Annotated in this window: 27 protein-coding genes; 8 read left to right on the top strand and 19 right to left on the bottom strand. The window is 60.5% G+C overall.

What is annotated here, in order from left to right:
- The first annotated feature begins 107 nt into the window (after nucleotides 1–107).
- Nucleotides 108–545, top strand: a complete 438-nt coding sequence (locus tag J2D73_RS04310) for a hypothetical protein (RefSeq protein ID WP_207879754.1) — start codon at nucleotides 108–110, stop codon at nucleotides 543–545.
- A 378-nt stretch (nucleotides 546–923) separates the two neighbouring features.
- Here the strand turns inward: J2D73_RS04310 and J2D73_RS04305 are convergent, their stop codons facing one another.
- Nucleotides 924–1,412: a DUF3828 domain-containing protein gene (locus J2D73_RS04305; protein ID WP_207879752.1), complete on the bottom strand. Its 489-nt coding sequence runs from the start codon at nucleotides 1,410–1,412 to the stop codon at nucleotides 924–926.
- Nucleotides 1,413–2,106: 694 nt separating this feature from the next.
- Here J2D73_RS04305 and J2D73_RS04300 point away from each other — a divergent pair.
- Nucleotides 2,107–2,286: a hypothetical protein gene (locus tag J2D73_RS04300; RefSeq protein ID WP_207879750.1), complete on the top strand. Its 180-nt coding sequence runs from the start codon at nucleotides 2,107–2,109 to the stop codon at nucleotides 2,284–2,286.
- Nucleotides 2,287–3,571: 1,285 nt separating this feature from the next.
- Here the strand turns inward: J2D73_RS04300 and J2D73_RS04295 are convergent.
- The 10 genes from J2D73_RS04295 to J2D73_RS04250 form a co-directional block, all read right to left on the bottom strand.
- On the bottom strand, nucleotides 3,572–3,871 hold the full coding sequence (locus tag J2D73_RS04295) for a hypothetical protein (RefSeq protein WP_207879748.1): 300 nt from the start codon (nucleotides 3,869–3,871) through the stop codon (nucleotides 3,572–3,574).
- Nucleotides 3,872–4,106: 235 nt separating this feature from the next.
- Nucleotides 4,107–4,325: a hypothetical protein gene (locus J2D73_RS04290; RefSeq protein ID WP_207879746.1), complete on the bottom strand. Its 219-nt coding sequence runs from the start codon at nucleotides 4,323–4,325 to the stop codon at nucleotides 4,107–4,109.
- Between the two features lie 579 nt (nucleotides 4,326–4,904).
- Nucleotides 4,905–5,678 carry an ABC transporter ATP-binding protein gene (locus J2D73_RS04285; RefSeq protein WP_207879744.1) on the bottom strand — a complete coding sequence of 258 codons (774 nt, stop codon included), beginning with the start codon at nucleotides 5,676–5,678 and terminating at the stop codon, nucleotides 4,905–4,907.
- Nucleotides 5,672–6,664: an ABC transporter permease gene (locus tag J2D73_RS04280; RefSeq protein WP_207879743.1), complete on the bottom strand. Its 993-nt coding sequence runs from the start codon at nucleotides 6,662–6,664 to the stop codon at nucleotides 5,672–5,674. Before J2D73_RS04280 ends, J2D73_RS04285 begins: the two co-directional genes overlap by 7 nt.
- On the bottom strand, nucleotides 6,661–7,707 hold the full coding sequence (locus tag J2D73_RS04275) for an ABC transporter substrate-binding protein (RefSeq protein WP_207879741.1): 1,047 nt from the start codon (nucleotides 7,705–7,707) through the stop codon (nucleotides 6,661–6,663). The genes J2D73_RS04280 and J2D73_RS04275 overlap by 4 nt, the downstream gene beginning before the upstream one ends.
- Nucleotides 7,708–7,727: 20 nt before the next feature.
- On the bottom strand, nucleotides 7,728–8,273 hold the full coding sequence (locus J2D73_RS04270) for a flavin reductase (RefSeq protein ID WP_207879739.1): 546 nt from the start codon (nucleotides 8,271–8,273) through the stop codon (nucleotides 7,728–7,730).
- On the bottom strand, nucleotides 8,263–8,961 hold the full coding sequence (locus J2D73_RS04265) for a peroxiredoxin-like family protein (RefSeq protein ID WP_341535018.1): 699 nt from the start codon (nucleotides 8,959–8,961) through the stop codon (nucleotides 8,263–8,265). The genes J2D73_RS04270 and J2D73_RS04265 overlap by 11 nt, the downstream gene beginning before the upstream one ends.
- 97 nt (nucleotides 8,962–9,058) lie before the next feature.
- Nucleotides 9,059–9,952: a LysR substrate-binding domain-containing protein gene (locus J2D73_RS04260; protein WP_341535017.1), complete on the bottom strand. Its 894-nt coding sequence runs from the start codon at nucleotides 9,950–9,952 to the stop codon at nucleotides 9,059–9,061.
- Nucleotides 9,953–10,503: 551 nt separating this feature from the next.
- Nucleotides 10,504–10,896, bottom strand: a complete 393-nt coding sequence (locus tag J2D73_RS04255) for a VOC family protein (protein WP_243429638.1) — start codon at nucleotides 10,894–10,896, stop codon at nucleotides 10,504–10,506.
- A gap of 46 nt (nucleotides 10,897–10,942) precedes the next feature.
- Nucleotides 10,943–11,761 (bottom strand): oxidoreductase, encoded by an 819-nt coding sequence (locus J2D73_RS04250; RefSeq protein WP_207879735.1) that lies wholly within the window; start codon nucleotides 11,759–11,761, stop codon nucleotides 10,943–10,945.
- Between the two features lie 80 nt (nucleotides 11,762–11,841).
- On the opposite strand from J2D73_RS04250, the gene J2D73_RS04245 reads away from it, so the two are divergent.
- Nucleotides 11,842–12,222 (top strand): MerR family transcriptional regulator, encoded by a 381-nt coding sequence (locus J2D73_RS04245; protein ID WP_207879732.1) that lies wholly within the window; start codon nucleotides 11,842–11,844, stop codon nucleotides 12,220–12,222.
- A gap of 241 nt (nucleotides 12,223–12,463) precedes the next feature.
- Here the strand turns inward: J2D73_RS04245 and J2D73_RS04240 are convergent, their stop codons facing one another.
- The 4 genes from J2D73_RS04240 to J2D73_RS04225 form a co-directional block, all read right to left on the bottom strand.
- A complete protein-coding gene (locus tag J2D73_RS04240) occupies nucleotides 12,464–13,624 on the bottom strand; it encodes an acyl-CoA dehydrogenase family protein (protein ID WP_207879730.1) in 1,161 nt (386 codons plus the stop codon).
- Nucleotides 13,625–13,813: 189 nt separating this feature from the next.
- Nucleotides 13,814–14,155, bottom strand: coding sequence for a 4Fe-4S dicluster domain-containing protein (locus J2D73_RS04235; RefSeq protein ID WP_207879728.1), 342 nt, complete (start codon nucleotides 14,153–14,155; stop codon nucleotides 13,814–13,816).
- Nucleotides 14,152–15,798: an FAD-dependent oxidoreductase gene (locus tag J2D73_RS04230; RefSeq protein ID WP_207879726.1), complete on the bottom strand. Its 1,647-nt coding sequence runs from the start codon at nucleotides 15,796–15,798 to the stop codon at nucleotides 14,152–14,154. The genes J2D73_RS04235 and J2D73_RS04230 overlap by 4 nt, the downstream gene beginning before the upstream one ends.
- The gene (locus J2D73_RS04225) at nucleotides 15,795–16,745 is read right to left on the bottom strand and encodes an aliphatic sulfonate ABC transporter substrate-binding protein (RefSeq protein ID WP_207879724.1); all 951 of its coding nucleotides are present in this window, start codon (nucleotides 16,743–16,745) and stop codon (nucleotides 15,795–15,797) included. Before J2D73_RS04225 ends, J2D73_RS04230 begins: the two co-directional genes overlap by 4 nt.
- A 175-nt stretch (nucleotides 16,746–16,920) precedes the next feature.
- On the opposite strand from J2D73_RS04225, the gene J2D73_RS04220 reads away from it, so the two are divergent.
- Entirely contained in the window at nucleotides 16,921–17,757 is an 837-nt protein-coding gene (locus J2D73_RS04220; protein ID WP_207879722.1) for an ABC transporter permease, read from the top strand.
- On the top strand, nucleotides 17,754–18,524 hold the full coding sequence (locus tag J2D73_RS04215) for an ABC transporter ATP-binding protein (RefSeq protein WP_207879720.1): 771 nt from the start codon (nucleotides 17,754–17,756) through the stop codon (nucleotides 18,522–18,524). Before J2D73_RS04220 ends, J2D73_RS04215 begins: the two co-directional genes overlap by 4 nt.
- A gap of 44 nt (nucleotides 18,525–18,568) precedes the next feature.
- Here J2D73_RS04215 and J2D73_RS04210 read toward each other — a convergent pair whose 3' ends face one another.
- The 4 genes from J2D73_RS04210 to J2D73_RS04195 all read right to left on the bottom strand — a co-directional run bounded on the left by J2D73_RS04210 (nucleotide 18,569) and on the right by J2D73_RS04195 (nucleotide 25,176).
- Entirely contained in the window at nucleotides 18,569–19,555 is a 987-nt protein-coding gene (locus J2D73_RS04210) for an ABC transporter substrate-binding protein (RefSeq protein WP_207879718.1), read from the bottom strand.
- A gap of 562 nt (nucleotides 19,556–20,117) precedes the next feature.
- On the bottom strand, nucleotides 20,118–22,733 hold the full coding sequence (locus J2D73_RS04205) for a TonB-dependent receptor (RefSeq protein WP_207879715.1): 2,616 nt from the start codon (nucleotides 22,731–22,733) through the stop codon (nucleotides 20,118–20,120).
- A 239-nt stretch (nucleotides 22,734–22,972) separates the two neighbouring features.
- Entirely contained in the window at nucleotides 22,973–24,283 is a 1,311-nt protein-coding gene (locus J2D73_RS04200; RefSeq protein WP_207879712.1) for a DNA polymerase IV, read from the bottom strand.
- Nucleotides 24,250–25,176 carry an ROK family protein gene (locus tag J2D73_RS04195; RefSeq protein ID WP_207879711.1) on the bottom strand — a complete coding sequence of 309 codons (927 nt, stop codon included), beginning with the start codon at nucleotides 25,174–25,176 and terminating at the stop codon, nucleotides 24,250–24,252. The genes J2D73_RS04200 and J2D73_RS04195 overlap by 34 nt, the downstream gene beginning before the upstream one ends.
- 143 nt (nucleotides 25,177–25,319) lie before the next feature.
- Here J2D73_RS04195 and J2D73_RS04190 point away from each other — a divergent pair, with 143 nt between their 5' ends.
- From J2D73_RS04190 to J2D73_RS04180, 3 genes are all read left to right on the top strand, one after another.
- Entirely contained in the window at nucleotides 25,320–25,550 is a 231-nt protein-coding gene (locus J2D73_RS04190; RefSeq protein ID WP_207879709.1) for a sulfurtransferase TusA family protein, read from the top strand.
- 157 nt (nucleotides 25,551–25,707) lie between these two features.
- Nucleotides 25,708–25,941 (top strand): exodeoxyribonuclease VII small subunit, encoded by a 234-nt coding sequence (locus tag J2D73_RS04185; protein WP_086644806.1) that lies wholly within the window; start codon nucleotides 25,708–25,710, stop codon nucleotides 25,939–25,941.
- Between the two features lie 7 nt (nucleotides 25,942–25,948).
- Entirely contained in the window at nucleotides 25,949–26,923 is a 975-nt protein-coding gene (locus tag J2D73_RS04180; protein WP_207879707.1) for a polyprenyl synthetase family protein, read from the top strand.
- The last annotated feature ends 77 nt before the right edge of the window (nucleotides 26,924–27,000 follow it).

Below are 27,000 nucleotides of genomic sequence, written 5' to 3'. Positions count from 1 at the left end.
TTCAGCACAGCTTTTTGTGGTTTTATCTGGTTCTTCTTGGTAAACGAGATATAACTATATGAAACAATTTGGATTCCTTTCAATCAAGCTTTCGGGGAGAAATGCATATGGCAAGAAAACCGGATAGCGTCAGAGCGGCTAGACACGAGGCGTCCAGTGGAGATCGCCATCTACCGACAGCCGTTGAGCAAAATTCAGGTCTCTGGGCGCGCGAATTATCTACCTTGCGTATTGCCGATTTGTTTCTAACCGCACGGGGCCTGCCGGGACACTGGACGCAGATCCAAATGCAAATTCGAGCAGGCAATAATTTTTTCTTTCGAACTGAAAATTACGGAAATGGCTTCAATGACGGCGGGAAAACGACCTCTGAAGGAAGAGAATTGTTCGCGTATATCGCCGACTCGATTGTCAGGGCAGCTATGAATGCGGATTTTGATTTTGGAGAGCAGCGGATGGAATTTCCACCAGACTGTGCTTTTCTGAAAATGTCGCGAATTAATGGCGTGGTTAAAGTGTCTTCGACCCCTGGTGAACTGAAGTAAGCTATTATCAAGTCGTGCCTCGTGTGACTTGAGCCACACCTAGTGCGAACCGCCCCGGCATCGTGGCCTCGGCCTATCCTGCTTCCGCTCTTCCGGCGTCACCGTGGATACCCAGTTCAAGTGCGTGGAGTCTTGAATTCCAGCCTCGATTTTTTGCATGCAAAAACTCATTAGGTCGAAGCCTTTTCGATGATGAGAGTGCCCGGCTCCCCCATCATCTCCCGCCGTTTCTCGAACAGGTCTCTTCGTCGAGACTCTGGTGCCAGCAGCAATATTTATTGGTTATAATTCGGACATGACTGAAGACAGAAGCCTTTAGAACCCTTCAAGTCGCACCGTGACCGAAGCATTAAACGAACGCGAGTAAGCCCGGCACCGTTATTGTGCGGGCTCTTCCGTTATGTGTGTGCGACAGTTTGCCGGCGCAGTCTTTAGGTCAGGCTCATCAACCCCGAAGATCTTCCATGAGGTGCCCACTTTGCGGAAATGGACGCAAAGTGCCGCTTTTCCGACGCTCCCTAGCGTTACCAGTTCCAAGATTTGCTGGCCCGATGTTATTGGTGTGGAAACGTCTATGTGCTTCTTCCAGTATTTCTCATCGTAGTCTTGAACCTTTAAAAAGTAGTCTGCCCCCTCGGCAAAGTCATTTGCCTTGTAGATTGCGCGGAGCTTCGTCACCAGTTCAGGTGTCACGAATTCTTTAATCTTCGTTTCCATAAATGCGGGCTCTGCCGCGCCGGGCTGGGCAAGATACCAATGGTAGAAGTCGGATGCCTGCGTGGCCGGAGACGCCTCACTCGCAATAGCTGGCGATCCCAAGGCCCCGCCGCACAAGATAGCCAAAGCAGATAAAACAGACGCTCTCATTTTTCACCTGTGCCTGTAGATCACGTAAGCGGGCTTCTTGGCGCGGTAAGCCGGTCCTGGATAAAGGCCATGAAGCTGTTTGAAATTCGATATCCATATTTTGCCGTCATACATGCAAGCGTGACCGGCAGGATGCCTCTCAACTGCCTAGATCACCGCCACGTCGCCAGCTTGAGGAACTGTCGACGTCGGGAGGCCAGTCCAGAGCGCAACGCGCGAAACCTCAATCTCATCAGCAAGATCGTGGCGTCTATCTCTGTCAATATCCGCGAGTTATGGAAGGCCGTGAAGATCAAGCGGCATTGAGAAGAGCTCGTGCAAATGTCTGGTCACGGCACACCTAGCCTGACCCGGAGCCATCCTCTTTCGCCTGTGAATTCGATTAACCGCAGGCTTTCCCTGGTTTCATGAACCGCGCAGAGCCCAGATCGCTCTGAGAACGATCTAAGTCGGGTGTATCTTGCAGGTTGGCTCCCAAGGCGGCTCTCTGCTCGGCAGGAACGTGGCGCCGGAGGTGCGACCCGGTCGCTTGCCAACAATGTCTTTTCAGCGCGCTATCTGTGAACACGTGACTGGACCAACGGCTTCCGGCGGCCCCTGTAGTCCAGCACACAAGAATAAGCAAAGCCTATTGAGCCGTGTGTTTTCGAGGTAGGATGCTCGTCGGATTCACTACTCCCGGCACGGCGGCAAGATGCTCTTCTTTTTCATCATAATTCCCCTCACCATCTCGATCCTGCTGGCCATGGTTCTGTTCGCGGCGCTGCGGGTGCTGTGGAAGCCGATCTTGGTAGTGATATTGGTTCTATGGGCGATAGGTTACTACAAACATGAGGTCGCGCCTCACCACCACAATGCGGCGACTGAACTGTGATGGTTGGCGGTGGAGAGGTGAGGAGCCGCAGTTGATTTTTGGGGCTTCGTGCTTGACCTGACAGGCGCTCAAACTCGCGAAATTTCGTCCTGCGACGATCCACTTTAAAGCTTTGCCACCTTCAGGTCGTTATTCTCTTTTTCGCTTGAACCTGTGTCGTGATTTATTGGAATTTTTTGTTGGATTCAATCCATCTGGAAGTTTTCGAAGCGTCCAGATGTCGGGGCGATTTGTTGAGTCGGAGATGAAGCCCGCCGCTGATCCGGCGCGTTCACATTTACGCCTCTACAGAGACGCACGCAAAGATGCCGCAAAGGCTAACCTTTGCGGCATCTTTACTGCCGAGGGAAGTCGATGTCCTGTCGGGGACAGTTGAGAACGTATATCATTCTCAATTAGAGTCAACTGAAAATATGCTCGAAGGCACCCAATGGCCATTGCCGGTCATATGTATAGTTTTTTTGTTGGACGACGCCGGTGAGCCGGTGACAGATGAGGCATATTCTGGCGCCGTCCTGAACCCCTCAACGCTGTGACTGCGCCGGGGTTCGGGCGGGCGACGCGATCCATCCCCGATTTGCTGCGTCGCCCGCAGCATGGTGTGATATTTGTTTGCAAATCGCAATGATTTAAACTGCCGGGAAAGCAGTATTTTTGTTGCTTGCTTCGGCAAATGGAGGGAGCCGTTAATCCGGCTGTCAATGCTCGGGGTCGCATGAACACTTATAGTCATGAATCTGGATTGTTTATAATTTTCTTTGTTATAAAAAGGTGCTTTATAATAATTATTCCGCGTTCTTCGCTATTTGAAAGCTTTGGTCAAGTGCTCGCTGGCTGCATTGGCCCGCTCCCTGAAGTTCCCGCTACTAGCGCCTGTGTCACAGAAAATTGAGGCGGACGACAGGCGCGGGCTTCAGTATAGAGTGAGCCTGCTTCAGCAGAGTTTGAGACGATTGTTCCGTCTGTCGTTTGGCGGATGAAATTTATAACGAACGACTCCTACTAGACATCTGCTAATGGCGTCACCGTCATCGCATCACGCGATGTTACCGACACTTGCTCTTCGTAACTCGCGCGCCCGCCGCGATGCGGGCAACGTGCCGGGAGTATTTCCCCGGCGGAGTTCAGATGAAGCGCGTATTGGGTGTTTGTGCAACGGTCAGCCTGCTCGGCGCGCAAACTGTAGCACTGAGCAGCGTCGCTTCGGCGCAGACGAGTACCGTCTACAACGGGGAGAATTACACGTCCGCGCAGTCGGCGGCGTCTGGAGAAGCGCAACCAGGGTTCAGGCACGGGGAAGGGCGCTGCAAACGCCCGCCACCGCCGCCAGATGGAAAGCGCGGACCTCCGCCCGGTGGTCGCGATATGCCGCCACCGCCTGACGGAGGGCCGCCACCTTCCGGGAATGGTCGTCCTCCTCCGCCGCCGCCACGAGATGGGTGTCCCCCACCTCCGCCGCCGCGCGATGCGGCAGCGAACTGAAAATCAGGATTTCGGTTGCAGGAGCCTGCCGGTATCCGCGTTCGTCGCCCAACTGGAGGACGATCAGGTTACGGCGGTGGACGATTGGTCTGTACCCCCCCACCCCAACGGGCGCCCGAGCATCAGCGCAATCGGGAATTATTAATCCTGTCCGTAATGTTTGGGTTCTGGATAATGCGCGCCGAGGGGGTGATCGTGCTGGCGACGGTCGATGTGCGCGCCAGGGGCTGGGGGCAGTTCTCGTCAGCATGTGTGTGATGAAGCGCCCGCTAGACATCTGGCGACCGCGTGGTCCCGACTGAGCGCCGGGCCCACACAGTTATAGATATGACGGTGGATCAGTAACCGCCGCCCTGTTGGCCGCCGCCGTAGGCGCCGTAGCCGCCACCCTGGCCACCCCCTTGTCCTCCTCCACCGTAGCCGCCTCCGCCGCCCTGCCCACGACCGTAACCGCCTCCACCACCTGGGCCACCGCCTCCGGGCCCCCCCGGGCCTCCGGGCGGGAAGCATGCGGCGAGGCTGAGAGTCGCGAGAGCCAGCACAATTATCTTCTTCATAGAATCATCCTTCGCTTAATCCCGGCGCATCGTTGCAATACAATCGTGGCGGCGGCGCGTCGGCGCTTGTCACGGAATGCAACGACTGAAAGCCTGCTTTGGGCGTTTCGCAGGGGCTCGCTGCTCTGAGCGCAGATCTTTTTCAGCGAGAGCAGCGGATGTCAGGCGCAACACGATTCGAGATGGCCGTGCTATAGAAGGTTGTCGCGGCAGTTTTATGCGCTTTCGCCGGTTAGCGGAAACTTCCCTCGCTGAAAGAGGAAAGATGACGGCCAGTCCGTCTTCGGCATGTGAGGCGAAACTGAAGGCGAAGTTTGTTTTTGGACTCCTGACCGTCCAAAAAGCGCCGCTTATGGCGGCCTCGCCGCGACCATCACGCTATCGCGATTGCGCCATTAATCGCTGTTAAACCGAATTAGAATAACATATATACAAAATGTGCCTTAACCCACGGGCACACCTTCCCGCAGAATCTCGCGAAGGCGCCGGGGCGTCCTGCAACCAGTCCCGACGTTTTCGCGAGAACTGACGTCGTCGGGTCTGGTGATTGACGAATCTGGCAGCTAAATCCTGAGCGGCCTACCAGTCTTCCCGATGTCCTAGCTGCGCTAAAATATCTTTCCTGAGAGATAAAAGTTTAGGATCGTCGCGATGGCGTCGCTCGGGGAGAGATACGGGGATATCCGCCAGCACACGCGCCGGTCTGGGGCTGAATACGACGATTCTTGTCGCCAGCAACAACGCTTCCTCGACGTCATGGGTGACCATCAGGGCCGTGAACTGCTTTTCACGCCAAACGCGCAGAATCTCTGTCTGCATGGTCAGGCGCGTCAAACTATCCAGCTTGCCTAGAGGCTCGTCGAGCAACAGCAACCGCGGGTCATTCACCAACGCGCGGGCAAGCGCCACCCGCTGAGCCATGCCGCCCGACAACTGGTGTGGCCATGCGCGTTCGAAGTCGAGCAGATCGACGAGTTTCAGCGCAGTGGTGACTGCTTCGTCGTCGGCGCGTCCGTTTATGTCGTGCCCCAGCGCGACATTGCCGCGAACTCTCCGCCACGGATAAAGCGTCGGATCCTGAAACATGATGATGCGATCGGGGCCGGGGCCTGTCACGGGCGAGTCGTCGCCATAGATTGCCCCTTCCTTAGGGGCTTCCAGCCCTGCGATCAGACGCAGCAGCGTTGACTTGCCGCACCCGGACGGTCCGAGAAGCGCCACAAACTCTCCAGGCGCCGCCTGCAACGATACATTGTCGATAACAGGGACGACCGCGCCGTCCGAATGGAAGGCATGGCTTACGTGTTCGAGACGCAGGGCGAGGGGCGTCGTCCGGCTGGGGGAGATCACCATTTCAGGCCGTCCTTCTGCCAGTTCAGCAAATGGTCGCGCAGTTTGAACAGAACCGTCATCAATGCAGAGCACATCAACGACATGACAAGCAGCGCAGCATACATGTTCGGATAGGCCGCCCATCCCTGCGCCCACTGCAGATAGAACCCGAGGCCGGATTTCACACCCAGCATTTCAGCGACGACGAGCATCGAGAAAGACGCGCCGAGGCCCATGAACAGCCCGACGAAAATCTGCGGCGTAGCCGCGGGTAAGGCGACGTGAAACAGCAGGAAGCGCTGTTTCGCGCCCATCGTGCGGGCCACGTCATAATAGGCCGGGTCCACGGCGGCGATGCCGGACCATGTGAGCACCGCGACCGGAAATCCAGCCGCAAGCGCCATCAACGCGTCTCCGGCAACTCTGCTCGATGGGATCAGGACGAATGCAAGCGGCAACAGGGCGACCGGCGGCAGCGGCCCAACCAACCGCATGATCGGACGCACCCAGTAGCGGAAGCGCGGCGACCGCCCCAGTCCAGCGCCGACGGCGATCCCCAGCGTCGCCCCACCCAGATATCCTGTCGCCAGCAATGCGAGCGAATGCAGCAGGCTATCGCCGAGCTTGCGCCAGTCGCTCTGAAACACGTCGAGCAGGTCCTGAGGCGTTCCAAAGAAGGGGCGGGGAAGCCAGAGCAGCTTGGCTTGCGCGACTTCCCACAATCCGAACCCTACGCCAAGCGCGATGGCCCATGGCGCGCGGGCGGACAGGCGGCGACCAGCTGCTGCGACCATAAGGACGACGCCGACGGCCGCGAACAGAACGGCGAGGTCATTCGTGGCGGGAAAATCGTCTGCGTCGGGAACGCGCCACGTTACGAGCGCCGCCACAAGCCACACCGGACCGGCGAGCCATGGGAGCGTCTGCGCCAGCGGAAACGCACGCCGGACGGTCGTGGCGTTCGGGGAGGGTACGAACCGGACGGATGAGGCGAGGCGCTGGCTCATGAGCTGAACAGATCCTGAGTAAATCGCTCGGCGTAGCGGTGGGAGTCGAGCGACGGTCGGAAGACGCCGACCTGCTTCAAAGCGTCGGCGTAAAGCACGATCTCGTCCCGGAAAGCTGCGCCCGACGTCTGGTGATGATGGCCCTGCGCGCGGATGATGGCAGCCAGATCGGCGGCGTTCGCTTTCGGCGCGTATGGCTTGAAGATTTCGGCAGCCTCGTCCGGATTGCAGGAGAGCCAGGCGCCTGCTTCAAGAATCGCGCGTGCAACGCCCGTGGCGGTCGTGGGGTCATCCCGGATCAGCGACCCGCGCAATCCGACGACGCAGCATGTCGTGTGCGCCCATTTGTCGCGCATATTGCTGTCGATCTCGATCAGTCCGAATTGCTTCTTTTGCATGGTCGAGAACGGATCGCCGTCAGAAAAGGCCTGCACCTCGCCGCGTTGCAGCGCGACGGGCAGCAGGTCGACCGGAAACTGCCGCCACTGCACGTCCGTTTCCGGATCGACGCCCGCCTCTTTCAGGCGAATGGAGAAAAAGTTGCGATCCGGGCCGCCAATATCTGTGACGCCGATGGTCTTCCCACGCAGGTCCTGAAGTTTGAATAGGCCCGAGGTCGGCGTGGTCATGAGGAACATGCATCCCGCGTGCAGCCCCGCGACCAGCTTGACGTCGAATCCCTGCTGCAATGGCTTCAGCCAGCGCAGGGCCATCCCCGGCGCTCCGTCCGCCTTGCCGGTGGACAGCGCCTCCAGCAACTGATCGGTGGATCCTGCAAAATTTACGTAATCGACGTCGATATTACGACGCGCGAAAAATCCCTTTGCCTTCGCAACCGGAACGGCGGCCGTGCAGACGGCAGTTTCGTTCCACGCAATCGTCACCTTACGCGGCGGGCCGGATGGCGCAGGCGCCGGGCTGTCGCCGGACGCCGGCATGCAGTTCATGTCGTGGGGACCATCGGCGCGCGCGGCGAAGGGGAGCGCCGCGCCCGCGAGCAGGCCGAGCGTCGATCGGCGGGAAAGAGCATAGGAAGATTTCATCGTCGACCGAACCTGTGTCTTCAAAATTGCGTCGTGAAACGGGGAAGGACGTGAAAGCGACGGTCGAACCAGGCAAGGCCGTGTCCGTCGTCCGACGGGTGAGCGATGGCGTTGACGCGACAGAACAGAACGTCATGGCTGCCGGAGGTCTGCACAGACGCAACGGCGCAATCGAGCGTCGCGACCGCCTGTTCGAGCAGGGGCGCGCCGCTTGCGCCCACGCGCCACACGCCATTGGCGAAACGTTCTTCCGAACTCAGGCGACTGCTGGCGAACGCGCCCGCGATCGCTTCCTGTCCTTCGGCGAGCAGGCTGATCCCGATCGCGCCGTTGAGCAGAAAGGCGGCGTGCGACCGATTGGACCGGTTGAGGCAGACCAGAACGGTGGGCGGGGTGTCGCTGACGCTGCATATGGCCGAGACCGTCAGCCCGTGCCGCCCGTGCGGGCCATCCGTCGTCACCAGTACGACCGGCGCGCCGAGCAGGCTCATGGCGCGCCGAAAATCGTCTTGCGTTACATCGCCGGGAGAAATTGTGGCGGTGGGCGTGTCCGCATCACGCAGCATGGGATATTTCCGTTGGCGTCAGGCCGAGGGCCTTCAGAATCGTCGAGGTCTCCGTTCGCTCCATCCAGTCCGGAGAAACATCGGCGAACAGAACCTTGCGATCCGGAGAGATGATCAGGACAGCGGGCTTCGGCAGTTCCCATATGTCGACGCCGTTGAGCGCGTGCGGCGTCCCCCCCTTGGCTTCCGCAGCCGCGCGGGATGCGTCGTCAAACTGGTAGGTCACGCCGAGGGCCCGACCGAAAGCAAGTTGCGGGTCGGACAGCACGGGAAACGGCAAAGCATGCGCCGTGGCGATGTCGTTCAGAGCCGGGAAGGGCTGCGGCGAAACCGCCGCGAGCGCGACCCCTGCGGCCTGAAGCGACGGCCAGAGAGTATCGCGATAATACGGGAGGGCGATATTACACGCCGGACAGGTCGCAAAACGAAACAGGACAATGACGGCAGGCCCTTTTTCGGTCAGCGAGTCCAGGGAAACGGATTCTCCAGCGGCGTTGCGCAGCGTGGCGGGCTCCAGCGTGTCGCCAATCTGCACATGGGGAGACGCGCCGTGGTCGCGGCGCAGCGTCGCGCGCTGGTTGACGTTGATCGCCAAAGCCTCCGGAGCCCATGTCCTGCGGCGCTCGGCGTCGAGTTCGCGGAAGAGGGCGTTGAGGCTCGGGGTGCTGTCTTTCTGGTTATTGGCCACGGCGTTCATCCTGATCGGTGTTTTCGCGCCATTTCTTATGAAGGACCGAAGAGCGCACGGACCACGAAGTTTTTGTCATCACGCTCTTGGGCCCAGCTCAACGATTGCCGATTGTGCGGGCGAGAAGGTCGCCGAGATCGCGCGCGGCTTCCGATAGACCTTCCCGTTCGACCAGCACCGTTTCGATTTCCGGTAATGGCGGCAAAGCATCCGGAGCCATGATCGGCAGCCTTTCGGCGGCGGCGAAACGACGCGTGCGGCAACTCAGGCCAAGGCGTCCGCGCACCCCTGCGCGCATCGCCGGGAGGTTGGGCGTCTCCAGCACGATCCGGTAATCACGTCGCGCTTCCGTCAAAGTCCGTAGCGCAGCGTCACGAAAACGGCACGGCGGTTCGAGCAGGGCAAGCGGAAGTTCGTCGAGTTCGGTCAACGCGGTATCGCCCAGCCAGACCATCTGATCGTGGCCAACGACGCGCCAGCTCGCGCCCGGTCGATCTCCGTGCTGACCGAGGCACAGCACGACGTCGAGGCGGGAGCGGTCGAACATCTCCAGAAGCTCCGCCGACCCGCCAACGCGGACGATAAGGCGTGCGCGGGGGTGTTCGAGGCGGAAACGGTTGAGCACATCGGGAAGAACCGTGTCGGCGAAATCCTGCACCATCCCCACGGTGATCGGGTCTTCATCCACGCTCTGTCCGAGCGTGTGCATGATCCGGTCGTTGAGCGCCAGAAGCTGGCGCGCGTATGAGATGAGTTCTTCGCCTGGCGCCGTGAGGGTCAGGCGACGCCCGTCCCGCCGGAACAGTTTCTGTTGCAGCACATCCTCAAGCCGCTTCATCTGCAGGCTCAGGGCGGATTGCGTGAGGAAAATTGTCTCCGTCGCCTGCGCCATCGAGCCAGCCTCGACGATCGCGACGAACGATCGCAACAGTTCCGTAGGAACATTGCGCGCCATCCGTTGAGGGAGCGTGGACTGGGACGATTGCGACACGGGGACGTCTCCTGATGACGCGGGTTGTCGCGCGTCGGATAATTCACTAAAAATATAAGTTATATAAATATATATGGACCAAATTAATACATTTAACAAGTGTTTATATAATTAACTATTTTTGTTAGTGAAAATGAATTTCTTGCATTAACGTATTGCTAAACAAAGAAATTTGTTCCGAACGGCAGGAGGGCAAATACGGCGCGACGTTCGAGCCTCGTTGAATGTGTGCTGCGCGACGGTCGCGCGCCTCTGGCTTGGACCTCAGCGCCGGTTGGGAGCTGGGAAGAGGCCATTACTGAAGTTCGAGCATGCCTGCGTCAGGCAGGTCCGAGCGATTTGAAAAGCCGGAATGGGTCTCTCAGCAGGGACAGCTGGACATCAAAACCTGCTGGGTCAATGACGTCTCTTCGTTGAATGTGGCTTGATTTATAGAGCGGCGTCTCAAGTGATCGTCTTGAATTTTACGATTCCGGTTGCGATTTGGCGACGGGAGGAGAGTTGGTATGTCGAAATTGCTCGGACGACCTGCCTGCACCGTCATCGCCGGGTCACGTCGCGAGCCGATAATTCGAAATTTCGATCAGGTTTAGATCCGGGTCACGAATATACACGGACCGGATGGGGCCGTTGGCCCCTGTTCGCTCCACCGGGCCTTCCTCGATGACTATTTTCAGTCTGATCAGTTCGACGATCACCTCCTCGATGGGTGTTGTGGCGATGATGCAAAGATCGGCGGAACCCGATGTGGGTTTGTGCGCCTTTGGCTCGAATTCATGGCCGACCTGATGAAGATTGAATTTCTGGAGTCCGAATTTCAGGGCTTTGCGTCCCGTTCCGAACGTGACGATTTCGAAGCCGAGAACGTTCCGGTAGAACGCGCATGTTTTTTCGATATCGGCGACGGTCAGAACCAGGTGATCGAGGCGATCAATCTGGATCATTGTTCATATCCTTGTTCGGTTTTGTATGCGCCGCCGCGGGGGCGAGTCAGCGAAAAGCTGACATGATAAGGCGGTCGAACATCCGGTCGGACAGGTGACGCCGCAGGAACAACAACGGTCGCGCCATAAGCCCGCCACTATACCGGGTGGCCGGGCGTCGTGCGTTTAACGCTCGGACAACCAGATTGGACACTACTGCGGGCGGCGGGGCCTGACGCTTGCCCCGCATGTTGCGGAATTTCTCGACCATCGCAGCGTAGGCGCCGCCGCCCGAAAGGCGTGCGGCTTCATCCGCTGCGATGCTCTCCCATTCGGAGGCAATTCCGCCCGGCTCGATCACGATCACCTCGATCCCGAACTGGCGCACTTCGTTCCGCAGCGCGTCTGAATATCCCTCAAGGGCGAACTTGGATGCGTGATACCAGCCGCCGAGCGGCAGCGCGAACTTTCCACCGATCGAGGAAATATTGAGGATCGCGCCGTCGCCAGCGGCGCGCATATGAGGAAGACAAAGCTGAACAAGCCGGGCGGCTCCGATCAGGTTCGTCTCCATCTGACGGCGGGCTTCCGCCATGGGCACGTCTTCCAGCGCTCCGTATTGGCCGTAACCGGTCCCGTTGACCAGCACGTCGAGGCGACGTTGTTCGCGCATGATCCGGTCGACCGCCTGCGTCATTGAAGCGTCGTCGGTGACGTCCAGAGCAATGGCGTGACCGCCGGCGGCTTCGATATCCGCCATATTTCCGACGCGGCGTGCGCCGCCGTAGACGACGTAGCCTTCCCGGATGAGGCGCAGGGCTATGTCCTTGCCGATGCCGGACGATGCGCCCGATACGAGGGCGACGGGTTTGGAAACATTGGCCATGTCAGTATCGCTCCATGCGGCTTTATTCACATGGCCATTCAGATAATCTGTGGGGAAACCCCACAGTCAAGAGGCGCGCAATGCTGATCAGTGAAGTGGCGAGGATCGCTGGCCTGTCGAAGGATGGCGTCCGTCATTACGAAGAGATGGGCCTGATCGCCTCGACCGAGCGGCGAGCCGGAAGTCGCGTCTATCGCGAATATGACCCTGCCGTGCTGACCACGATCGAAAAAGTGCGTCAGGCGCAACGCCTTGGTTTTTCGCTCAAGGAGATTGGGCCGCTGCTGAAAGCGCATGGCGCTGCGAACCTTACGCCTGAACAAACGGTCGTCTTTCTTGAGGAGCGGCTCGACGTAATCAGGGGTAAGTTGAAAGTTCTTCATGAGGTCGAGGCTTTTATAAAGACAAAACTCGATCACTACAAAAAGGAGAAATTATCGAGATCTGACAAAAAAATATAGCGCAGTCGCCGTGTTTAACAAAAGCTGGCCTCATTGTGCACGATGGATCGATACCCGTCAGACTCAAGCTTCGGCACTGACGTCGAGGATAATTCTCGCCGGGTTTCAGGACGTTACCGGGCGCGCGAAGTGTCAGTCTTAGACCAGTTCGAAGAGTAGGCCCGGCTCCGTGTTGAAAACCGTCCGACGCATGTCTTGATTTATACCTGCGCCCAGCGCGGCGAAGATTGCCCACTGTGTATCAGGTGAGAGCGAGCCGCCCCGCCCCGCCGAGCGCTGAATCCCCCTGCGGGGTGTGAATGCGTCCGCACAGCACGTCCCGATAGTGGCGCTCGAGTGGATTGTCCTGACTGAGCGCCGGATTTCCGATCGCCGCGACGGCCTTGCCGACGGCGGCGATGGCGTTCTCCGTCACCGTGTATTTGATCAGGCCAGCGTCGGCGTCGCCTCGTTCTCCAGCGGCTTCGCGCGCCAGCCCGTGTTCGATCAATGCGCGATTGGTGAGAAGTAATGCGTCAATCTCGCCCAGCAGGGCATGAAAGCGCGGCAGGGTCGCCAAAGGCGCGCCTAGATTGGCCGGGGTACGCTCTTTCAAATAGCCGATCAGCCAGTCGCGGGCCGTGCGCGCCACGCCGTCGTAGAGCGCGCCGATGACGATGGCGTGCCAACTCGCCAACGCGACGGCTTCGTCGACGGACGCGCCCGGCGCCTTCAGCGACACGAGGTAACGTTCCGGGATTTCCACGTCCTCGAAAACAATCGTGTGGCTGGCGGTCGCGCGCATGCCCATATGACGCCAGCTTTCTTCGATCCGCACGCCCGGCAGGTCCAGCGGCACAAGAACCTGCCCCACGCGCGGCGTTTCCTCGTCGGTGCGGGACCAGACGACGCCCCAGCGAAGGGCGGTCGATCCGGTGGAAAAGATTTTGCGACCGCTGATCAGGAAACGCCCGCCTTCACGGCGGACCGTTGTGGCGGGCAACCCGCCCCGTGCGGGGGTGCCAAGTTCCGGCTCGACACGCAGTGCGTTCACCAGAGCGCCGTCGCGCACGACGCTGGCGAACAGCTCGTCACGAACCTCCTCCGACCAGCCCGAGGCCCGCGCGATGGCGCCCGTCTGAAGATATTGCATCGCAAGGATCAGCGCCGTCGTCGGATCGCCGGTCGCTACGCGTCCCACAATCCTCGAGATTTCGGCCACGCCTATGCCAGCGCCGCCCTTATCGTGCGGCAGCGCGAGAGCGAGCAGTCCGGCTTCCTTCAGGTCGAGAAGATTGTCGAGCGCAATCGTTCCACTACGGTCGTATGCTGGAGCACGTTCAGCGAAGATCGGAACCAGCCTGTCCAACGCAGCTTCGATCGCGTCCGACGGGCGATGTGGTCGGGGCGTGAGCACATTCATCGAGTGATCTCCTCGTGTCGCGCCGCCCGCGTGTCGCGGGCGTGAAGGACGGTGGTTGTGACGTTCCAAAAGGTCATGATGAAAGGCCGGAGCAGTTATTGCTGATAAGCAGGGCAGACGGGACGATAACAGAATACGTCGACGACGGGCGCTTCATGTTGCAGGGCGGCGCGGCTGATCGGTAAGAGGTCATCCATCGCGGGCGAGCCGGAACACGTCCTCCATACGCCAGTGCTGGTTGGCGTAGCGCGGGTTCTCGCTCCATTCGTCCCATCCCGACTCCCGCCGGTATTCGCCGAGCAGAGGCGTGATGTCTGACGGCGTGAGGCGCGCCGCCATCGCGGGTTCAGCTTCAGGATGAACAAAAAGTGCGTCCGCCGTGCAATAGAGTTCACAGAGAAAGCACGTCTGGCAGTCCTGCGGACGGGCGATCGTCGGGATGTGTTCGGTCTTTTCGAAGACGTCACGTGGGCATGTTGCGACGCACTGATTGCAGGCGGTGCAACGCTCGGTGTCGAGAGAAGTAATCATGAGACGGTTCCGGCAGCCTGGCGACGCGTCCAGACGGTGTCTGCGCCGCCCGAAATTACATAAGCCGGAACGTCGCTTCCGTTAGTGCTGCTGTCGGTGCGGCGGTGCATGCCGAGACTTTCCGTGCGCGCCGCGGCGCTTGCGGTGCACCAGCGCGCGGTTGCGGTCATGGCGGCAAGCTCTCGAAACCGCTGGCGTTCGCGCGGCCCGGCTGAAGGAGGCGTCGCGTCGCGTAATGCACCCCATGCGGCGGAGAGGCGCGCGGAGGCTGCGGCGAGCGTATCGGCGTTTCTGAAGTACTGGCGCGTCGGGGACAGCATTTCCTCACGCAGCACGATCTCGACTTCGCTCGAAGCGCTGGCGTCCGGGCGCGTCGGGCCTTTCGACAGCGTGTTCGCAAACGCGGATCGCGTCGTCGACGAATTCGTGCGGTCACGTCGCGTCGACAACCCGGCGTCACCCAGAGGTTCTAAAATCGATCGCTGGTCCAAAGGGTTTTCCAGCGCGCTGCGAGCAGCGGCTTCGGCTGCGATGCAACCTGACGCCAAAGCCCATGCGGCGTTGACGGCGCCTCCGCCGGTGACCGGTCCTGTTACGGGCTCTCGCGACGCGACGTCGCCCGCCACGTACAAGCCGGGCACGTCAGTTCCGGCGTCTTCGCCTGTGACGCGCACGCCGCCTACGCCACGTATCGTTCCCTCGCCCAGCAACGAGATTGGAAAGCGTTGCGTGAAAGGATCTATACCGAGCCTGCGAAATGTGAGCGTCACGTTCGGAGAGATCTGCGGCAGCTGACGACGGACGATCTCCGGCGTCGCTGACAGGTCGCACAGGACCGGCCCGCCTTGCAGCGCAACGGCGATAGCGCTGTGATCGTTTGGCGCTGCGGGTTTGGCGATCTCACGCCCCTGCGTGTCGTAATATCGTGCGAAACTGAAAATCATCGCGCGGGACAACGGCGTGTTTGCAGGGGCGACAGTAAAGAAGGAAGAGAATTCCATCCCGGACAACGCCGCTCCGGCTTCGACCGCCATCAGCAGGCCGTCGCCGGTATTGTTCGAACCGCCCAGAAGGTGCGAGCGGAACGCGCAGCCGCCTGTTGCGAGAACCACCGCGCCGGCGCGCACCAGCCACTCGTCGCCGTCGCCCTGCCGGGAGACGCCCTGCGCGCCGGAGACGCGGCCGTCACGGTGTCCAAGAAGCTGCAAGGCAGGGCTGTGGTCGAGCAGGACGGCGCCTGCAGCAAGCGCTTTCTCGCGGAGGGCGCGGAGATATTCCGGCCCGCGCAAGGCATGCCGCCGAACGGCGCCGGAATCGTCTGGCGTGTAGTGATAATGCGTGCCGATATCGGGGAGAGTCCGATACGTTCGGTCTATGATGCGCTCCATCCATCGCGCGTCGCCCAACCCCTGGGCGCCCGCCATCCGACGAGCGATCGCCTCTTCCCGCAACCGCGCTTCGGGAGGAACGAACCAGTGTCCGGGACCGGCGGAGGCGGCCACGCCGGATGTGCCGCAATACCCTTTTTCTGCGACGATGGCCCGGACTCCGGCCCGCCTCGCCGAGATCGCGGTCCAGCATCCGGCCAGGCCGCCGCCGATGATCAGGACGTCCGTGTCATATGTTCGGACCCGGTCGGTCACGGCGCTGCGAATCCGGTGATGAATGCGGCGGCGACCGAACCGCCATGGTCGACAAGATTGGCGGCGCGATAGGCGTCCAGCGTCGCCTGTTCGGCCTGAACGACGGAAGGGTTGACGGGGCCGGGGGTGGAGATCAGTTCCTTCGCCACAGCCACGGAAACGTCCTGCGGCATTCCCGTCTGGCGGGACAGGATGGCCGCGTATTCGCTCTGGTGGTTCTCCGCCCACCGCGAAGCGTCGCTGACGCGCCGATAGAAATCCGCCAGCAAGGCCCGCTTGTTCTTCAGGGCGGAGTCAGTCGCGACAAGGAAACCGTTGTTGGGCAGCACAGTCTGCCCGTCGGCGACCACATGTCCATGATTCTGCACAAGGTTGAGGGAAACATACGGCTCCCACGTCGACCACGCGTCGACTGCGCCGCTGTCCAGCGCCGCTTTCGCCTGCGCTGGAGGCAGAAACACGATACGGGGGGCGGGAGCCGGAATCGCGCCGGTCTGAATCAGACGCAGCAGCAACAAATGACCGATGGAGCCGCGCCCCGTCGCGATGGTCTTGCCAGACAGGTCTGCTGCTGTGCGTATCGGGGAATGCTCGCCTGTCACGACGGCGGTCGTATGGCCCGCACCCCGCGGCGGGAGCCAGTAAGCGGCCTTGATCGGTTGCCCGGCGCCCCACGCAAAGAGAAAAGGCCCGTCGCCGGCGACACCCGTGTCCACCGCGCCTGCGCCCAACGCCTGCAGCAGCGGCGCTGCGGCGTCGAATTCGACCCAACGCACGCGGTACGGCAGATTCTGATCGGCCTTCGACGCCTGCAGGACCGCCTTCTGAAGCCCCCTCTGGTCCGCGACGACCAGTTCGCCCTCTGCGCGCGCCGTTGTCGCTGTAACTGTCAGAGCGGCCGCGATGGCGAGGAAGAAATTGGCTGCATGAAAGAATGGGCGCGGCATTAAGGGCGGTCCTGAATTGTTCCAGCTGTGGGCGGCTTGCAGCGGAGAGAGTGCCAACCGACGGGAAGGGGGGCAAATAAAACACATCAATGGATGTGATTAATTAATTTAACATTCGATATTGTATATAATGCACTACCTTCGCGCCCTGAACGTGGAAATCGGAGCGCGAAACATGTCGGAAACCCTCATAAGCCTCGCGTCCCGAGGACGATCTCAAGGCGCAAGTGGGCGGATCGCCCTTCGGGAGTTGGGGCGCTTTCGTCGGTACCTGTCGCCTCTGCTTCTTGTTGCGGTATGGCAGGCCGCGTGCGCATCCGGCTTCGTGTCGACGCGCCTCGTCGCGTCGCCGTGGCAGATTGCGCAGACCGCCGCCTCTCTCATCGCTGACGGGACGCTGACATCGAATCTCGGCGTCTCCCTGCTGCGCGCGGGCGCCGGGTTCGGCATTGCGGCGGTCGTCGGCGTGACGTTGGCCCTGCTCTCCGGACTTTCGCGCGTCGGGGAGGATCTGGTCGATGCGCCGCTGCAGATCATGCGCACGTTACCCGCACTGGCGCTCGTGCCGCTGTTCATTCTGTGGTTCGGCATCGGTGAGACGCCGAAAGTGCTCCTCGTCGCGCTTGGGGCCACGTTTCCGATCTACCTGAACCTCCACAAGGGCGTGCGGTCGATCGATCCGAAGTTGCTGGAAATGACCCGCACGCTGGGCCTCTCCCGTCTGGACACGATCCGTAACGTGATTTTGCCGGGCGCGTTACCAGATCTTCTCATCGGCATTCGCTACGCTGTCGGCGTATCGTGGCTGATGTTGGTGGTCGCCGAACAGGTGAACGCGGAAAGCGGCATCGGTCATATGATGATGGACGCGGAAGACTTCCTCCGAACGGACATCATTATGGTCGGCTTGCTGGTTTACGGCGTCCTCGGTTTGCTTTCCGATCAGATCGTTCGTTTCCTTGAAGCGAAGCTTCTCGTCTGGCGTCCGCTGGCGCGAGGAGCGGCACGATGAGCGCGGTGCTGAAGCGTGCGCAGAGCGAGCTTGCAACTGTAGCCGTCCATGCCGGGAGCCATGAGGACGGTAACGTCGCGGTAATCGTGGAAGGGCTGACGCGGCGTTTTGGGGATGGCCCCGCCGTGCTGGACAGGCTCGATCTCGCCATTGCTCCTGGTGAGTTCGTGGCGCTTCTGGGACATAGCGGTTCGGGTAAATCGACGCTCTTGCGCACATTGGCGGGTATCGATCCTGTCGTCGAAGGCGCGGTGTCGCGTCCTCGGGAAGTTTCGGTCGTCTTTCAGGAGCATCGTCTGCTTCCATGGAAGCGCGTCTGGGAGAACGTTGTTCTGGGACAGGAGGGAAAGGACGGGCGAGATCGCGCGGCGGCGATTCTGGAGGAGGTCGGACTTGCGCACCGGATCGACGCGTGGCCGCTTACCCTTTCTGGCGGCGAGGCGCAGCGCGCAGCGCTTGCGCGCGCGCTTGTGCGGGAGCCTGGGTTTTTGCTGTTGGATGAGCCCTTCGCCGCGCTGGACGCCCTTACGCGTCTGAAAATGCAGGGGCTGGTTGGAGAGCTGTGGAAGCGCCGTCGCTGTGCCGTTCTGCTCGTGACTCACGACGTCGACGAGGCGCTATTGCTGGCCGACCGCGCTGTTGTTCTGGAGCGTGGCAGGATCAGGGTGGATATGCCTGTGGCCCTTGAGCGGCCCCGTAAACACGTCGATCCTGTCTTTGAAGATATGCGCGAGACGCTTCTTAAATCACTTGGTGTTTCTATTTAGAAAATCTAAATCTGCGCGCCGCGATCGTGGCGGCGCGCAGACCGTCAAGCCGGAAGAAGCTTTGAAAGCGCGGGTGAGAAAACTGCGGCGACGTTGGCGTCTTGCGGTAAAACACCTGCTTTTGCAAACGTTCTTGCTACTGCGTCGGCGCTGACGATATCGTCCTGTCGCCAGGCTCGGGCGCGATATGGCCGGTTCTGCGCGCGCAAATAGGCGAGCACGACATCTTCGGGAACGTGGATGACAGGCGAGACGACTTTGGCCCATAACGCCTTGTCGGCTGCGAGCGTGGCGTATGCACGGTTGAGTCTGTCAAGATAATCGGCGGCGGCGGCGCGGAAAGCCGGATCCCCCAATTTGCGCGGGTTGGCGCCGATGAAGTAATGTCCGGAAAGAATATCGGCGGCGCTTTGCAGAACCCGCGCCGCGCCAGCGGCTTCCAGTATCTGGATTGCGTAACCGTATGTCGCCCACGCATCCAGGCTGCCGGATTTGATAGCGGTCAATCCCTCGCTCATCGAAAGGGCGACGGGCTGGATATCCGTCCATGAAAGCCCGGCCTGCTCAAGCATCCGGATCAGAAAGTAATGTGCTGTAGTGGCGCGGATGTATCCGACGCGTTTGCCGCGCAGATCGCTGATGGATTTATAGGGAGAGTTGGCGGGCGTGAGCACCGCCTGATCGGTCGTCGGACCTTCGAGAGTAGCCACGACGGCTACATTCGATTTGGCGGCTGCGGCGAACACCATCGGAATCTCGCTCCAGCCGCCCAGATCGATGGCGTCGGCGTTGATGGCCTGCGCGATGAGGTTGCCGGAATTGAATTCGCTGTAAGCCACGGTGTAAGGGAAATCCGCGACGTGCGCCGCTGGTAGTAGTGTGGAGTCCATGCCGCGAAAAGTCGCCACCCTCAACGTAACGCCTGGATTGGCGGCGCGGGCCTGTCCGCCCAAAGCTCCGCCAACGCAGGTCAGTGCGGCCGCCCCAAGAAATTGTCGACGTTTGATGGGTGTTGCTAAAATTTCTGGCATGAAAGTGTTCTCTTGGATGACGGGAAGGAGCGCGCGGCGCAATGCGAGTATTGGCGGCTCGTGACGAATATTTCGAAATCAGAGACGCTTCTTCTTTGGCGCAGACCAAACGATGGCGCCAGAGAGACGGTGATTCAATGAGTGGAAAGTGTAAATAATATAAAGCATCATATTCAATATTGTAACGGATGCTTCAGGTGCGTGAGCGCGCAGTTGTTGGCGTCAAGCGCTCACGAGGTCAGGGGGATGTTGAAATTGACATATTGAGCGTATTTCGGATGGCGGCCAACGAATAGGCGTCGGAAGTTTCTCGCGAAGGCGAGGGGACCCACGTCGCGAGCCGTGAGCGCAAATTACATTCAGGGAAATTTCCAGGGTGCCGGCCCCGGGGGCGCTATGGGCCAGGTGGCTCTCTAGCGGAGTTCAGAAAATAAGTATCTGAGACGATCGTGAGTATGCGAGGTCTGAGCGCCGCGATGGGCGTAAAGCCCGGCGCCGTTCATGGAGGGGGCGGCCGCCGCTCGGACGCCGCCCCTGCATTGAAAAGCGAGAAGTGCTGAGATCAGAACTCGGTGCTGACCGTGCCGAAATATTCGCGGACAGAGCCGCGCTCCATCGACTGGTAATCGGTGGACACAGGGAATCCGTTCTCGCCCATCATGGCGATGTATTTGGCGTTGAAGAGATTATAGACGTTGAAACCGAACGTGACGTTTTTCAGAACCCAGTAATCGCCGAAAGAATATTGAGCGCCTGTGTTGGCCAGCCAGTACGCCGGAACATAAAGATTATTGATGAGCGTGAACGGGCGTTTTGAATAATAATTGACGTCAAAATGAACGTTGAAGCGCTTGTAAGAGTAACTGGCGTTCGCCTTGTACATCACCTGCGGATAGCCGGTCATTTTGGCGCCACGGAGATCGTGATAATCCCCGTTTCCGTCCATGATGCTGACGTTTTTACTGTATGTGAAGTGATTGTAGCTGACTGAGTTGTAGATCGACAGTCCACGCAGCGGTCCAGATGCGAACGGCCGTATCGTCGCCGATGCGTCCATGCCGTACATCGTCGCCTTGCGGGTGTCGAGCAGCGATGTCTGCGGGTTGTTGAGCGAGCCGACCGAAGCCGAGATCAGGCGATGAGAGATGTCTGCGTGATACGCGTCGACCGAAGCAGTCAGCAGGCGAGAGTTGTAACGATATCCCACCAGGTAGATCCAGTCTCGCTCGGGTCGAACGGATCGACGAATGCTGTCGAAAAGCTGCTGGTTCGTGACGCCGGAGCCGGAAGGGCTCGAAATCGCCCAGGGCGATGCGCTGCCGCCGGTGGGCGCCACGGTGTAGGGGCGCATGTTTTCCGCAATATCGAAGTAGAGTTCATGCCCCGGAAGGAAATGCCAGCTGACGTTGATATGCGGCAAGAAAGCAGACGCTGCCGTCATCGAACCGTTGGGCAAATTCCCTTCGTACGTCGGCAGCGTGCCGTCGTACGATTCCTGATTTGTGTAGTTTGATCCGCCAGACGTGGTTTGCAACATGGATTTGAACCCAAGCAGCACAGTCAGGTTGTTCAGAGGACGCCACGTGTCCATGACGTGATATTGAAACGTGTTGGTGTTCCACTGGAATCCATAATTCTGGGCGAAGGCCGGGCCGTAGGTTGTGTAAGGGCCAACGGTCTTCAGCGGCGACCCTTCGCCCAGAACAGGTTCGTTATACCAGAATTGTCCGGCCCACTGATTGTTGTTTTCATACCAGGCGCCGGTGTTGATCGTATGTTTTCCGATCTTGTACTCGAACGCCGAATTGAAGCCGTAACGCTCCTGTCGATACTGCCAGACCTGCTCGGACAATGGCGCTCCGGTCAACGACGGTACGTAGGGGTCGCCATAGGTGGCGTAGGATGTGTCGCTGTGTCCGTAAAGCGTCGTAATCCAGCGTAACCTGTCGGTAAGCGCGAGATCGAATGTCATGCCGCCGATATAATCCGTCGACGCCTGCCCTGCGTCATAATATGCGACGCCAGCGGTTTCGTTCGTATTCTCCCAGCCAGCGGGCAACTGGTTCGGGCCGCGTTGCGCCAGAGGTTGCCCGGTCAGAGGATTCGTGATTGGTCCGCTTGAGGCGCAGGAATTTCCAGGATTGGAAAGCCCGGAGCAGGCCCAGTTCCACTGCGCGGCCGCATAGGCGCCAGCGTAGTTCGGATAGAACGATTCCGTTCGCCATCCGACCGTGTTCAGAATATCAAGAGATTTGTCCGCATATCCCCAGACCTGAGCATTGGTCCAGTTGAAAAACGCCGTCATCTTGCTGCGCTCGCCGATCGGCTGCTCAAGCTTGGCGTCGGTCTGCTGCATGAAGGCGGGGCTGGGCGCGTCGTATTTTTTCTCGTAACTCCGTGAATAATCGACGAAGAACTTCGTGCCGCTGGGGTTGAGAATGCCGCTGTCAATCCGAACGTAGGTGCGTTTCATGCCGTAGCTGCCGAAGCCCTGTAGCACCTTGCCGCCAAACTTGTCTTTCGGGGGCGTAATGAAAAACTGCATCGTCCCGCCAAGATTGGTGTTCGACGGCAGATCGACGGCGCCAGCGCCCTGCGAGATGCTGCTGTGATCGATATCGTCGGAAATGACGGCGTTGTTGACGTTGAGCCCGTTGATATTTGTGTATGTCTGGTCGTTCAGCGGAACTCCGTCGACGGTTACGCCCAACTGGTCCATGAAGAAGCCGCGCATGTAGATGCTGGCGCCCCATGTGTCGATGCCAAGGGCGTCGGTTGCGCTGAAGCTCACGCCGGGAACCTGCGCCAGCATGCGAAGCACATTGGAGCCGGACACCATCTGCTCGATTTCAGCTCGTCCGACCACTACTTCAGAATTGTGCGAGATATGTCTTTGCGCCGTTACGGCGACAGCTTCGTCGCCATTGGCGACCAGGTGCGCCGGTCTTTTGGCCGGAGCGACTCCTGCCTGACGCTGAACTGAACCGGTTGACGCAGCAGGCGTGACCACGCCGCCATGCGTTGATCGTGTTTTGCCGTGACGTGCGACATGCTTCACCGCCGTAGTGTCGGCAGCAGCATTCGCCGCAAGCCCTCCCAAAGTGGAACTGCCGATAAATACCGAACTCCACAACGCTATGCGGGATACTTTATTGCGCGGGAGAAGGCGGCGAACCATGAACACTCCATTTCGTTTTCACCGGCTTCGCTTGGCGGGTGTGCCTGCCAGTGTCTGACTCGCGCCAGTATCGAAATCGTGCAGTGGCGCACGCAAGTGTTATTGTATCGAAATGAGTGTGAATTTTTCGGTTAGGCTCGCATTGTGTCGTTTTCGCATCGTTTTTTTCCGACGCGCGGCGTGCGCGCGCTCCGGGTGTGGACGTCTGCGCGGCCAGATTGTGTATTGCCGGGCCGGGGTCACTTGCGGTCCAGCGCTCGCCCCCGATTGAGCATCGTGTCGCCAAAGCGCGTCCGAATCGAATCTATGGCGTTCTGCATGGCGGCGCGGCGGCCTGAGTTCGGGTCAGCGAGGTCAGGCGGGTCCGCTGCGGCCAATGGAGCCAGCCCGTTGGTCCCTATCCCCAGCAGGCGGTATGCCGAGCCATCGATTTCTTTCGTCAGCAGTTCGCGAGCGAGCGCGAACAGACGCTCCGGCAAGATCGTAGGCGTGAAAAGCTGCGCAGCGCGTGTCCGCGTCTCGAAACGGCTGGTGCGGAGCTTCAGCGAAATCCCTGTCGCCGAGAGTTCGCCTTTGCGAAGTCGCGCCCCGAGGCGTTCGCAAAGCAGCCACAGGCGGCGCTCCAGCTCCGCAACAGCGGAGATATCTGTTGCGAACGTTGTTTCGACGCTGACCGATTTGGCGGGGCGAGACGGGGTCACACGCCTTGCATCCTCGCCTCGTGCGCGCGCAGCGAGCGATGGACCATGAGGGCCAAGCCGCCGCACAGCGTCGTGGTCGCTTAGTGCGGCAATGGCGCCGAGCGTGGTGAAGCCTGCACGGCCAAGAGCTCGTTCCTGAGCGGCTCCGACTCCTGGAAGGGTGCGGACTGAACGCGGGGCGAGCCACTCCGGCGCTTCGGCTCCGATGACGCCATATCCTCGCGGCTTGTCGATTTCGGCGGCCAGCTTGGCCATCATCGGGTTCTCGGCGAGCCCCACGGAGATCGAAACGCCCAGCTCCTGTTCAACCGCCAGGGCAAGGCGGGCGGCCACCACGCAGGGCGGAGCCCCGTGAAGCTGCATCGTTCCCGACAAATCAAGCACGGCTTCATCGATCGATTTGGCTTCGACCAGCGGCGTCAGCGCACTCATCATCTCGCGCATCGTCTTCGCGACCGCGCGATAGGCGGCGATGTCCGGTTCGAGAACGATGGCGTCAGGGCAAAGCTGCCGCGCCTGCCGCATCGGCATCGCCGACCGCGCTCCGCTCAGACGTGCGATGTAGCAGGCGGTGCTGACGACGCCCCGATCGCCGGTTCCGCCGACCAGCAGGGGTTTGCCCGCCAGTTCCGGCCGTCGATGCTTCTCGACGCTGGCGAAGAAGGCGTCGCAGTCGACATGGACGATGGACAGCCGCTCAAGATCCGGGTGCGATACAATTCTGCGCGAGCCACACGATGGGCAACGCGCGACACGCGCGTTGCGCGGCAGAAGTGAGGCGCAATCCCGGCATAACGCCGGAGCGCTTCCGCTCGTCAGCGGGTCGTTTCGGCAGGCTCCCACAGCCACGCGGCTCCCCGTACGCCGGAGCTGTCTCCGTGCTTGTTGCCGAGAATCGGAGTCTTGCAGCCGGGGGTGATGACGTGGCGCTGCAACAGCCCCTGCGTGCGCTCGCGCACGGCGCGGAGATTGGACACGCCGCCGCCGAGGACGATTGCGTCGGGGTCGAGGATATTGATCAGCATCGCGCAGGCGCGGGCGAACCGATCAACGTAGCGGTCGATCGCCGCGACGGCTCTGGCGTCTCCATTCGCAGCGGCGTCTTCAATGCCTTCCACGCTACGATGGCCCGGTCCCTGCCAGTCTTCGGCCAGCGCCGACCCGCACAGGAAACGCTCCAGACAGCCTTCGTTGCCGCAGAAACACTTTGGCATGGGGAACTCTTCCAGACGTGGCCAGGGCAGGGGCGTATGGCCCCATTCTCCGGCGATATGGTTGAGGCCCGAAACCAGCTTGCCGTTCACCACCAGACCGCCGCCCATGCCGGACCCGATGATCACGCCGAACACGACGTTCTTTCCCGCAGCCGCACCGTCGATGGCCTCCGACAGCGCGAAACAGTTCGCGTCGTTCTCGACGCGGGCAGGACGGCCCGCGACTTCAGGAAGGTCGCGCTCGAAAGGCTTGCCGTTAAGCCATGTGGCGTTGGCGTTCTTCACAAGGCCGCTCGACGCATCCGTCGATCCCGGAATGCCTACGCCGATTGGTAGCGGGGTGCTTGAGGAAGATGCGCCCAGTTCGTCGGCGGCCGAGTTCGAAAGGTCGCGAATTGTAGTGAGGAGTGCGTCATATTGCCCCGGATTCGGCACGCGCCGACGCAACTTCATCTCTCCTGTGCGGTCGAGGGCCACGATTTCGATTTTCGTGGCGCCAACATCGATTCCAAGCCGCCAGTCGTTCATAGCTCTTCAGCCTCGTTTTTTGTAGGAAGCTCTGCCGCGCACGGCCACTTCACATGAATTGGGGAGGTCGGATTGTAAGGAATCGCGCAGGATGGTTCTTATGTCTACCTTTGCCGCAATCTGCCGCAGATGGATCGCGCGTCGTGAATGAGACAATTCTGGATGTAAGGGGCCTCAGCTGCCCGTTGCCCGTGTTGAAAGCCAATCGGGCTCTTCGTGGCCTCGGCGCTGGAGACAGGCTGCGGGTGCTTGCGACGGACCGCGCTTCCGTGTCCGACTTTCAGGCGTTTTGTCGGGAGAGCGGGCACGCGCTGGTTGCGTTTGGCGAAGAGGGCGGCGTTCTTTCTTTTGTAATTCGCAGAAAGCCGGACTGAGAGCCAGCTGTGGCCCGTTCAGGTGTCGGCGTCGGCCGCTGAAGCACGCATGGCTGGACTGTTTCCCACCCCCGCAGGGTTGCGTTTGAGGGATCGCGGGGAGTAAGGGCAACGGCTTGACGAATGGCGGAGCGCAATCCGGAATGGTTGGACGGAAATGAGCGGCGACATTGCCTCAATGTCTTTCGAAGAAGCTTTGGCTGAGCTGGAGCGCATCGTAAAGGGCCTCGAGGGCGGGCAGCTCAAGCTGGAAGACGCGATCACCGCCTATGAACGCGGCGCCGCGTTGCGCGAGCATTGCGAGAGCAAGCTTCGTGCGGCCGAAGCGCGCGTGCAGGCCATCGTCCAGCGCACGGACGGCGCTCTCGATACAAAAAAAATAGCGGATTGAACGGGTTATGACCATCACCGGCGCGGTTCAGCGCACAGCTTCCCCTGTGGCCAGTCAGGGCCTCGAAGGAAACGGCGCGGGAGACGGCGTCGCCCTGCGCGCCTCCCTGCGCGACAGGGCGGCGGCGATCGAAGCTGCCGTGGATGCGTTGATTCCCGCAATGCCGGGGCCGGAGGCGCGCGTGGTCGACGCCATGCGTTACGCGACGCTCGGCGGCGGCAAGCGTCTGCGCGGCTATCTGGTCGCCGAAGTGGCGGCTCTGTTCGCCGAAAGCGCGGAAGCCGATGCGCGCGCCTACCGCGTTTCGGCGTCGGTGGAGATGCTGCACGCCTATTCTCTGGTGCACGACGATCTGCCTGCAATGGATGATGACGATCTGCGGCGTGGCCAACCGTCAACGCACCGTAAGTTCGACGAGGCGACTGCGATTTTGGCCGGAGACGCCCTGCAGACGCGCGCCTTTGAAATTCTGGCGGAAACGGCCACGCACAGCGACGCCGTGGTGCGGACCGATCTGGTGCTGGCCCTCGCCCGCGCTTCGGGCGCGGCGGGCATGGTCGGCGGGCAGATGATCGACATGGAAGGGGAGGGGCGTTCGCTTTCCCTTGACGAAGTCCGGCATCTGCACGCGCTGAAGACTGGTCGCCTGATCCAGTATTCAGCCGAAGCTGGCGCCATTCTCGGACAGGCGACGGCTGAGCAGCGGGAACGTCTTGCGGCTTATGGTCGCGACATCGGCGCGGCTTTCCAGATCGCCGACGACGTGCTCGACGCGACGGCAAGCGCCGAAGAACTCGGCAAGACCGCCGGCAAGGACCTCGCCGCCGAAAAATCGACCTTCGTCGCGTTGCTCGGCGTCGACGGCGCCCGGCGCGAAGCCGAGGCTTTGGCGCTCCGAGCGGCGGAGGCTCTCGCCCCGTTTGGTGAAAAAGCTGAACGCCTGCGCGATCTCGCGCGTTACGTCGTCGAGCGCAGGAGCTAGCAGTCATGAACGCGTCGTCTTGCCCCACGGTGGGTCGTTTTCCGTTGCTGGACCGTGTTGACGTTCCTGTTGACCTT

Source organism: Acetobacter sacchari (assembly GCF_017377715.1).
Lineage (GTDB): Bacteria > Pseudomonadota > Alphaproteobacteria > Acetobacterales > Acetobacteraceae > Acetobacter > Acetobacter sacchari.
Note: the sequence above shows the minus strand (reverse complement) of the source record. Positions and strands in the feature narration are given on the sequence as shown.

Bases quoted from the DNA above. Each gene is read 5' to 3' on its own strand.
- J2D73_RS04245 (WP_207879732.1), top strand. From the start codon at position 11,842: ATGCTGATCAGTGAAGTGGCGAGGATCGCTGGCCTGTCGAAGGATGGC.
- J2D73_RS04275 (WP_207879741.1), bottom strand. From the start codon at position 7,707: ATGAAATCTTCCTATGCTCTTTCCCGCCGATCGACGCTCGGCCTGCTC.
- J2D73_RS04210 (WP_207879718.1), bottom strand. From the start codon at position 19,555: ATGCCAGAAATTTTAGCAACACCCATCAAACGTCGACAATTTCTTGGG.
- J2D73_RS04290 (WP_207879746.1), bottom strand. From the start codon at position 4,325: ATGAAGAAGATAATTGTGCTGGCTCTCGCGACTCTCAGCCTCGCCGCA.
- J2D73_RS04185 (WP_086644806.1), top strand. From the start codon at position 25,708: ATGAGCGGCGACATTGCCTCAATGTCTTTCGAAGAAGCTTTGGCTGAG.
- J2D73_RS04300 (WP_207879750.1), top strand. From the start codon at position 2,107: ATGCTCTTCTTTTTCATCATAATTCCCCTCACCATCTCGATCCTGCTG.
- J2D73_RS04280 (WP_207879743.1), bottom strand. From the start codon at position 6,664: ATGAGCCAGCGCCTCGCCTCATCCGTCCGGTTCGTACCCTCCCCGAAC.
- J2D73_RS04205 (WP_207879715.1), bottom strand. From the start codon at position 22,733: ATGGTTCGCCGCCTTCTCCCGCGCAATAAAGTATCCCGCATAGCGTTG.
- J2D73_RS04235 (WP_207879728.1), bottom strand. From the start codon at position 14,155: ATGATTACTTCTCTCGACACCGAGCGTTGCACCGCCTGCAATCAGTGC.
- J2D73_RS04220 (WP_207879722.1), top strand. From the start codon at position 16,921: ATGTCGGAAACCCTCATAAGCCTCGCGTCCCGAGGACGATCTCAAGGC.
- J2D73_RS04285 (WP_207879744.1), bottom strand. From the start codon at position 5,678: ATGGTGATCTCCCCCAGCCGGACGACGCCCCTCGCCCTGCGTCTCGAA.
- J2D73_RS04255 (WP_243429638.1), bottom strand. From the start codon at position 10,896: ATGATCCAGATTGATCGCCTCGATCACCTGGTTCTGACCGTCGCCGAT.
- J2D73_RS04180 (WP_207879707.1), top strand. From the start codon at position 25,949: ATGACCATCACCGGCGCGGTTCAGCGCACAGCTTCCCCTGTGGCCAGT.
- J2D73_RS04195 (WP_207879711.1), bottom strand. From the start codon at position 25,176: ATGAACGACTGGCGGCTTGGAATCGATGTTGGCGCCACGAAAATCGAA.
- J2D73_RS04305 (WP_207879752.1), bottom strand. From the start codon at position 1,412: ATGAGAGCGTCTGTTTTATCTGCTTTGGCTATCTTGTGCGGCGGGGCC.
- J2D73_RS04225 (WP_207879724.1), bottom strand. From the start codon at position 16,745: ATGCCGCGCCCATTCTTTCATGCAGCCAATTTCTTCCTCGCCATCGCG.
- J2D73_RS04270 (WP_207879739.1), bottom strand. From the start codon at position 8,273: ATGCTGCGTGATGCGGACACGCCCACCGCCACAATTTCTCCCGGCGAT.
- J2D73_RS04310 (WP_207879754.1), top strand. From the start codon at position 108: ATGGCAAGAAAACCGGATAGCGTCAGAGCGGCTAGACACGAGGCGTCC.
- J2D73_RS04240 (WP_207879730.1), bottom strand. From the start codon at position 13,624: ATGAATGTGCTCACGCCCCGACCACATCGCCCGTCGGACGCGATCGAA.
- J2D73_RS04250 (WP_207879735.1), bottom strand. From the start codon at position 11,761: ATGGCCAATGTTTCCAAACCCGTCGCCCTCGTATCGGGCGCATCGTCC.
- J2D73_RS04215 (WP_207879720.1), top strand. From the start codon at position 17,754: ATGAGCGCGGTGCTGAAGCGTGCGCAGAGCGAGCTTGCAACTGTAGCC.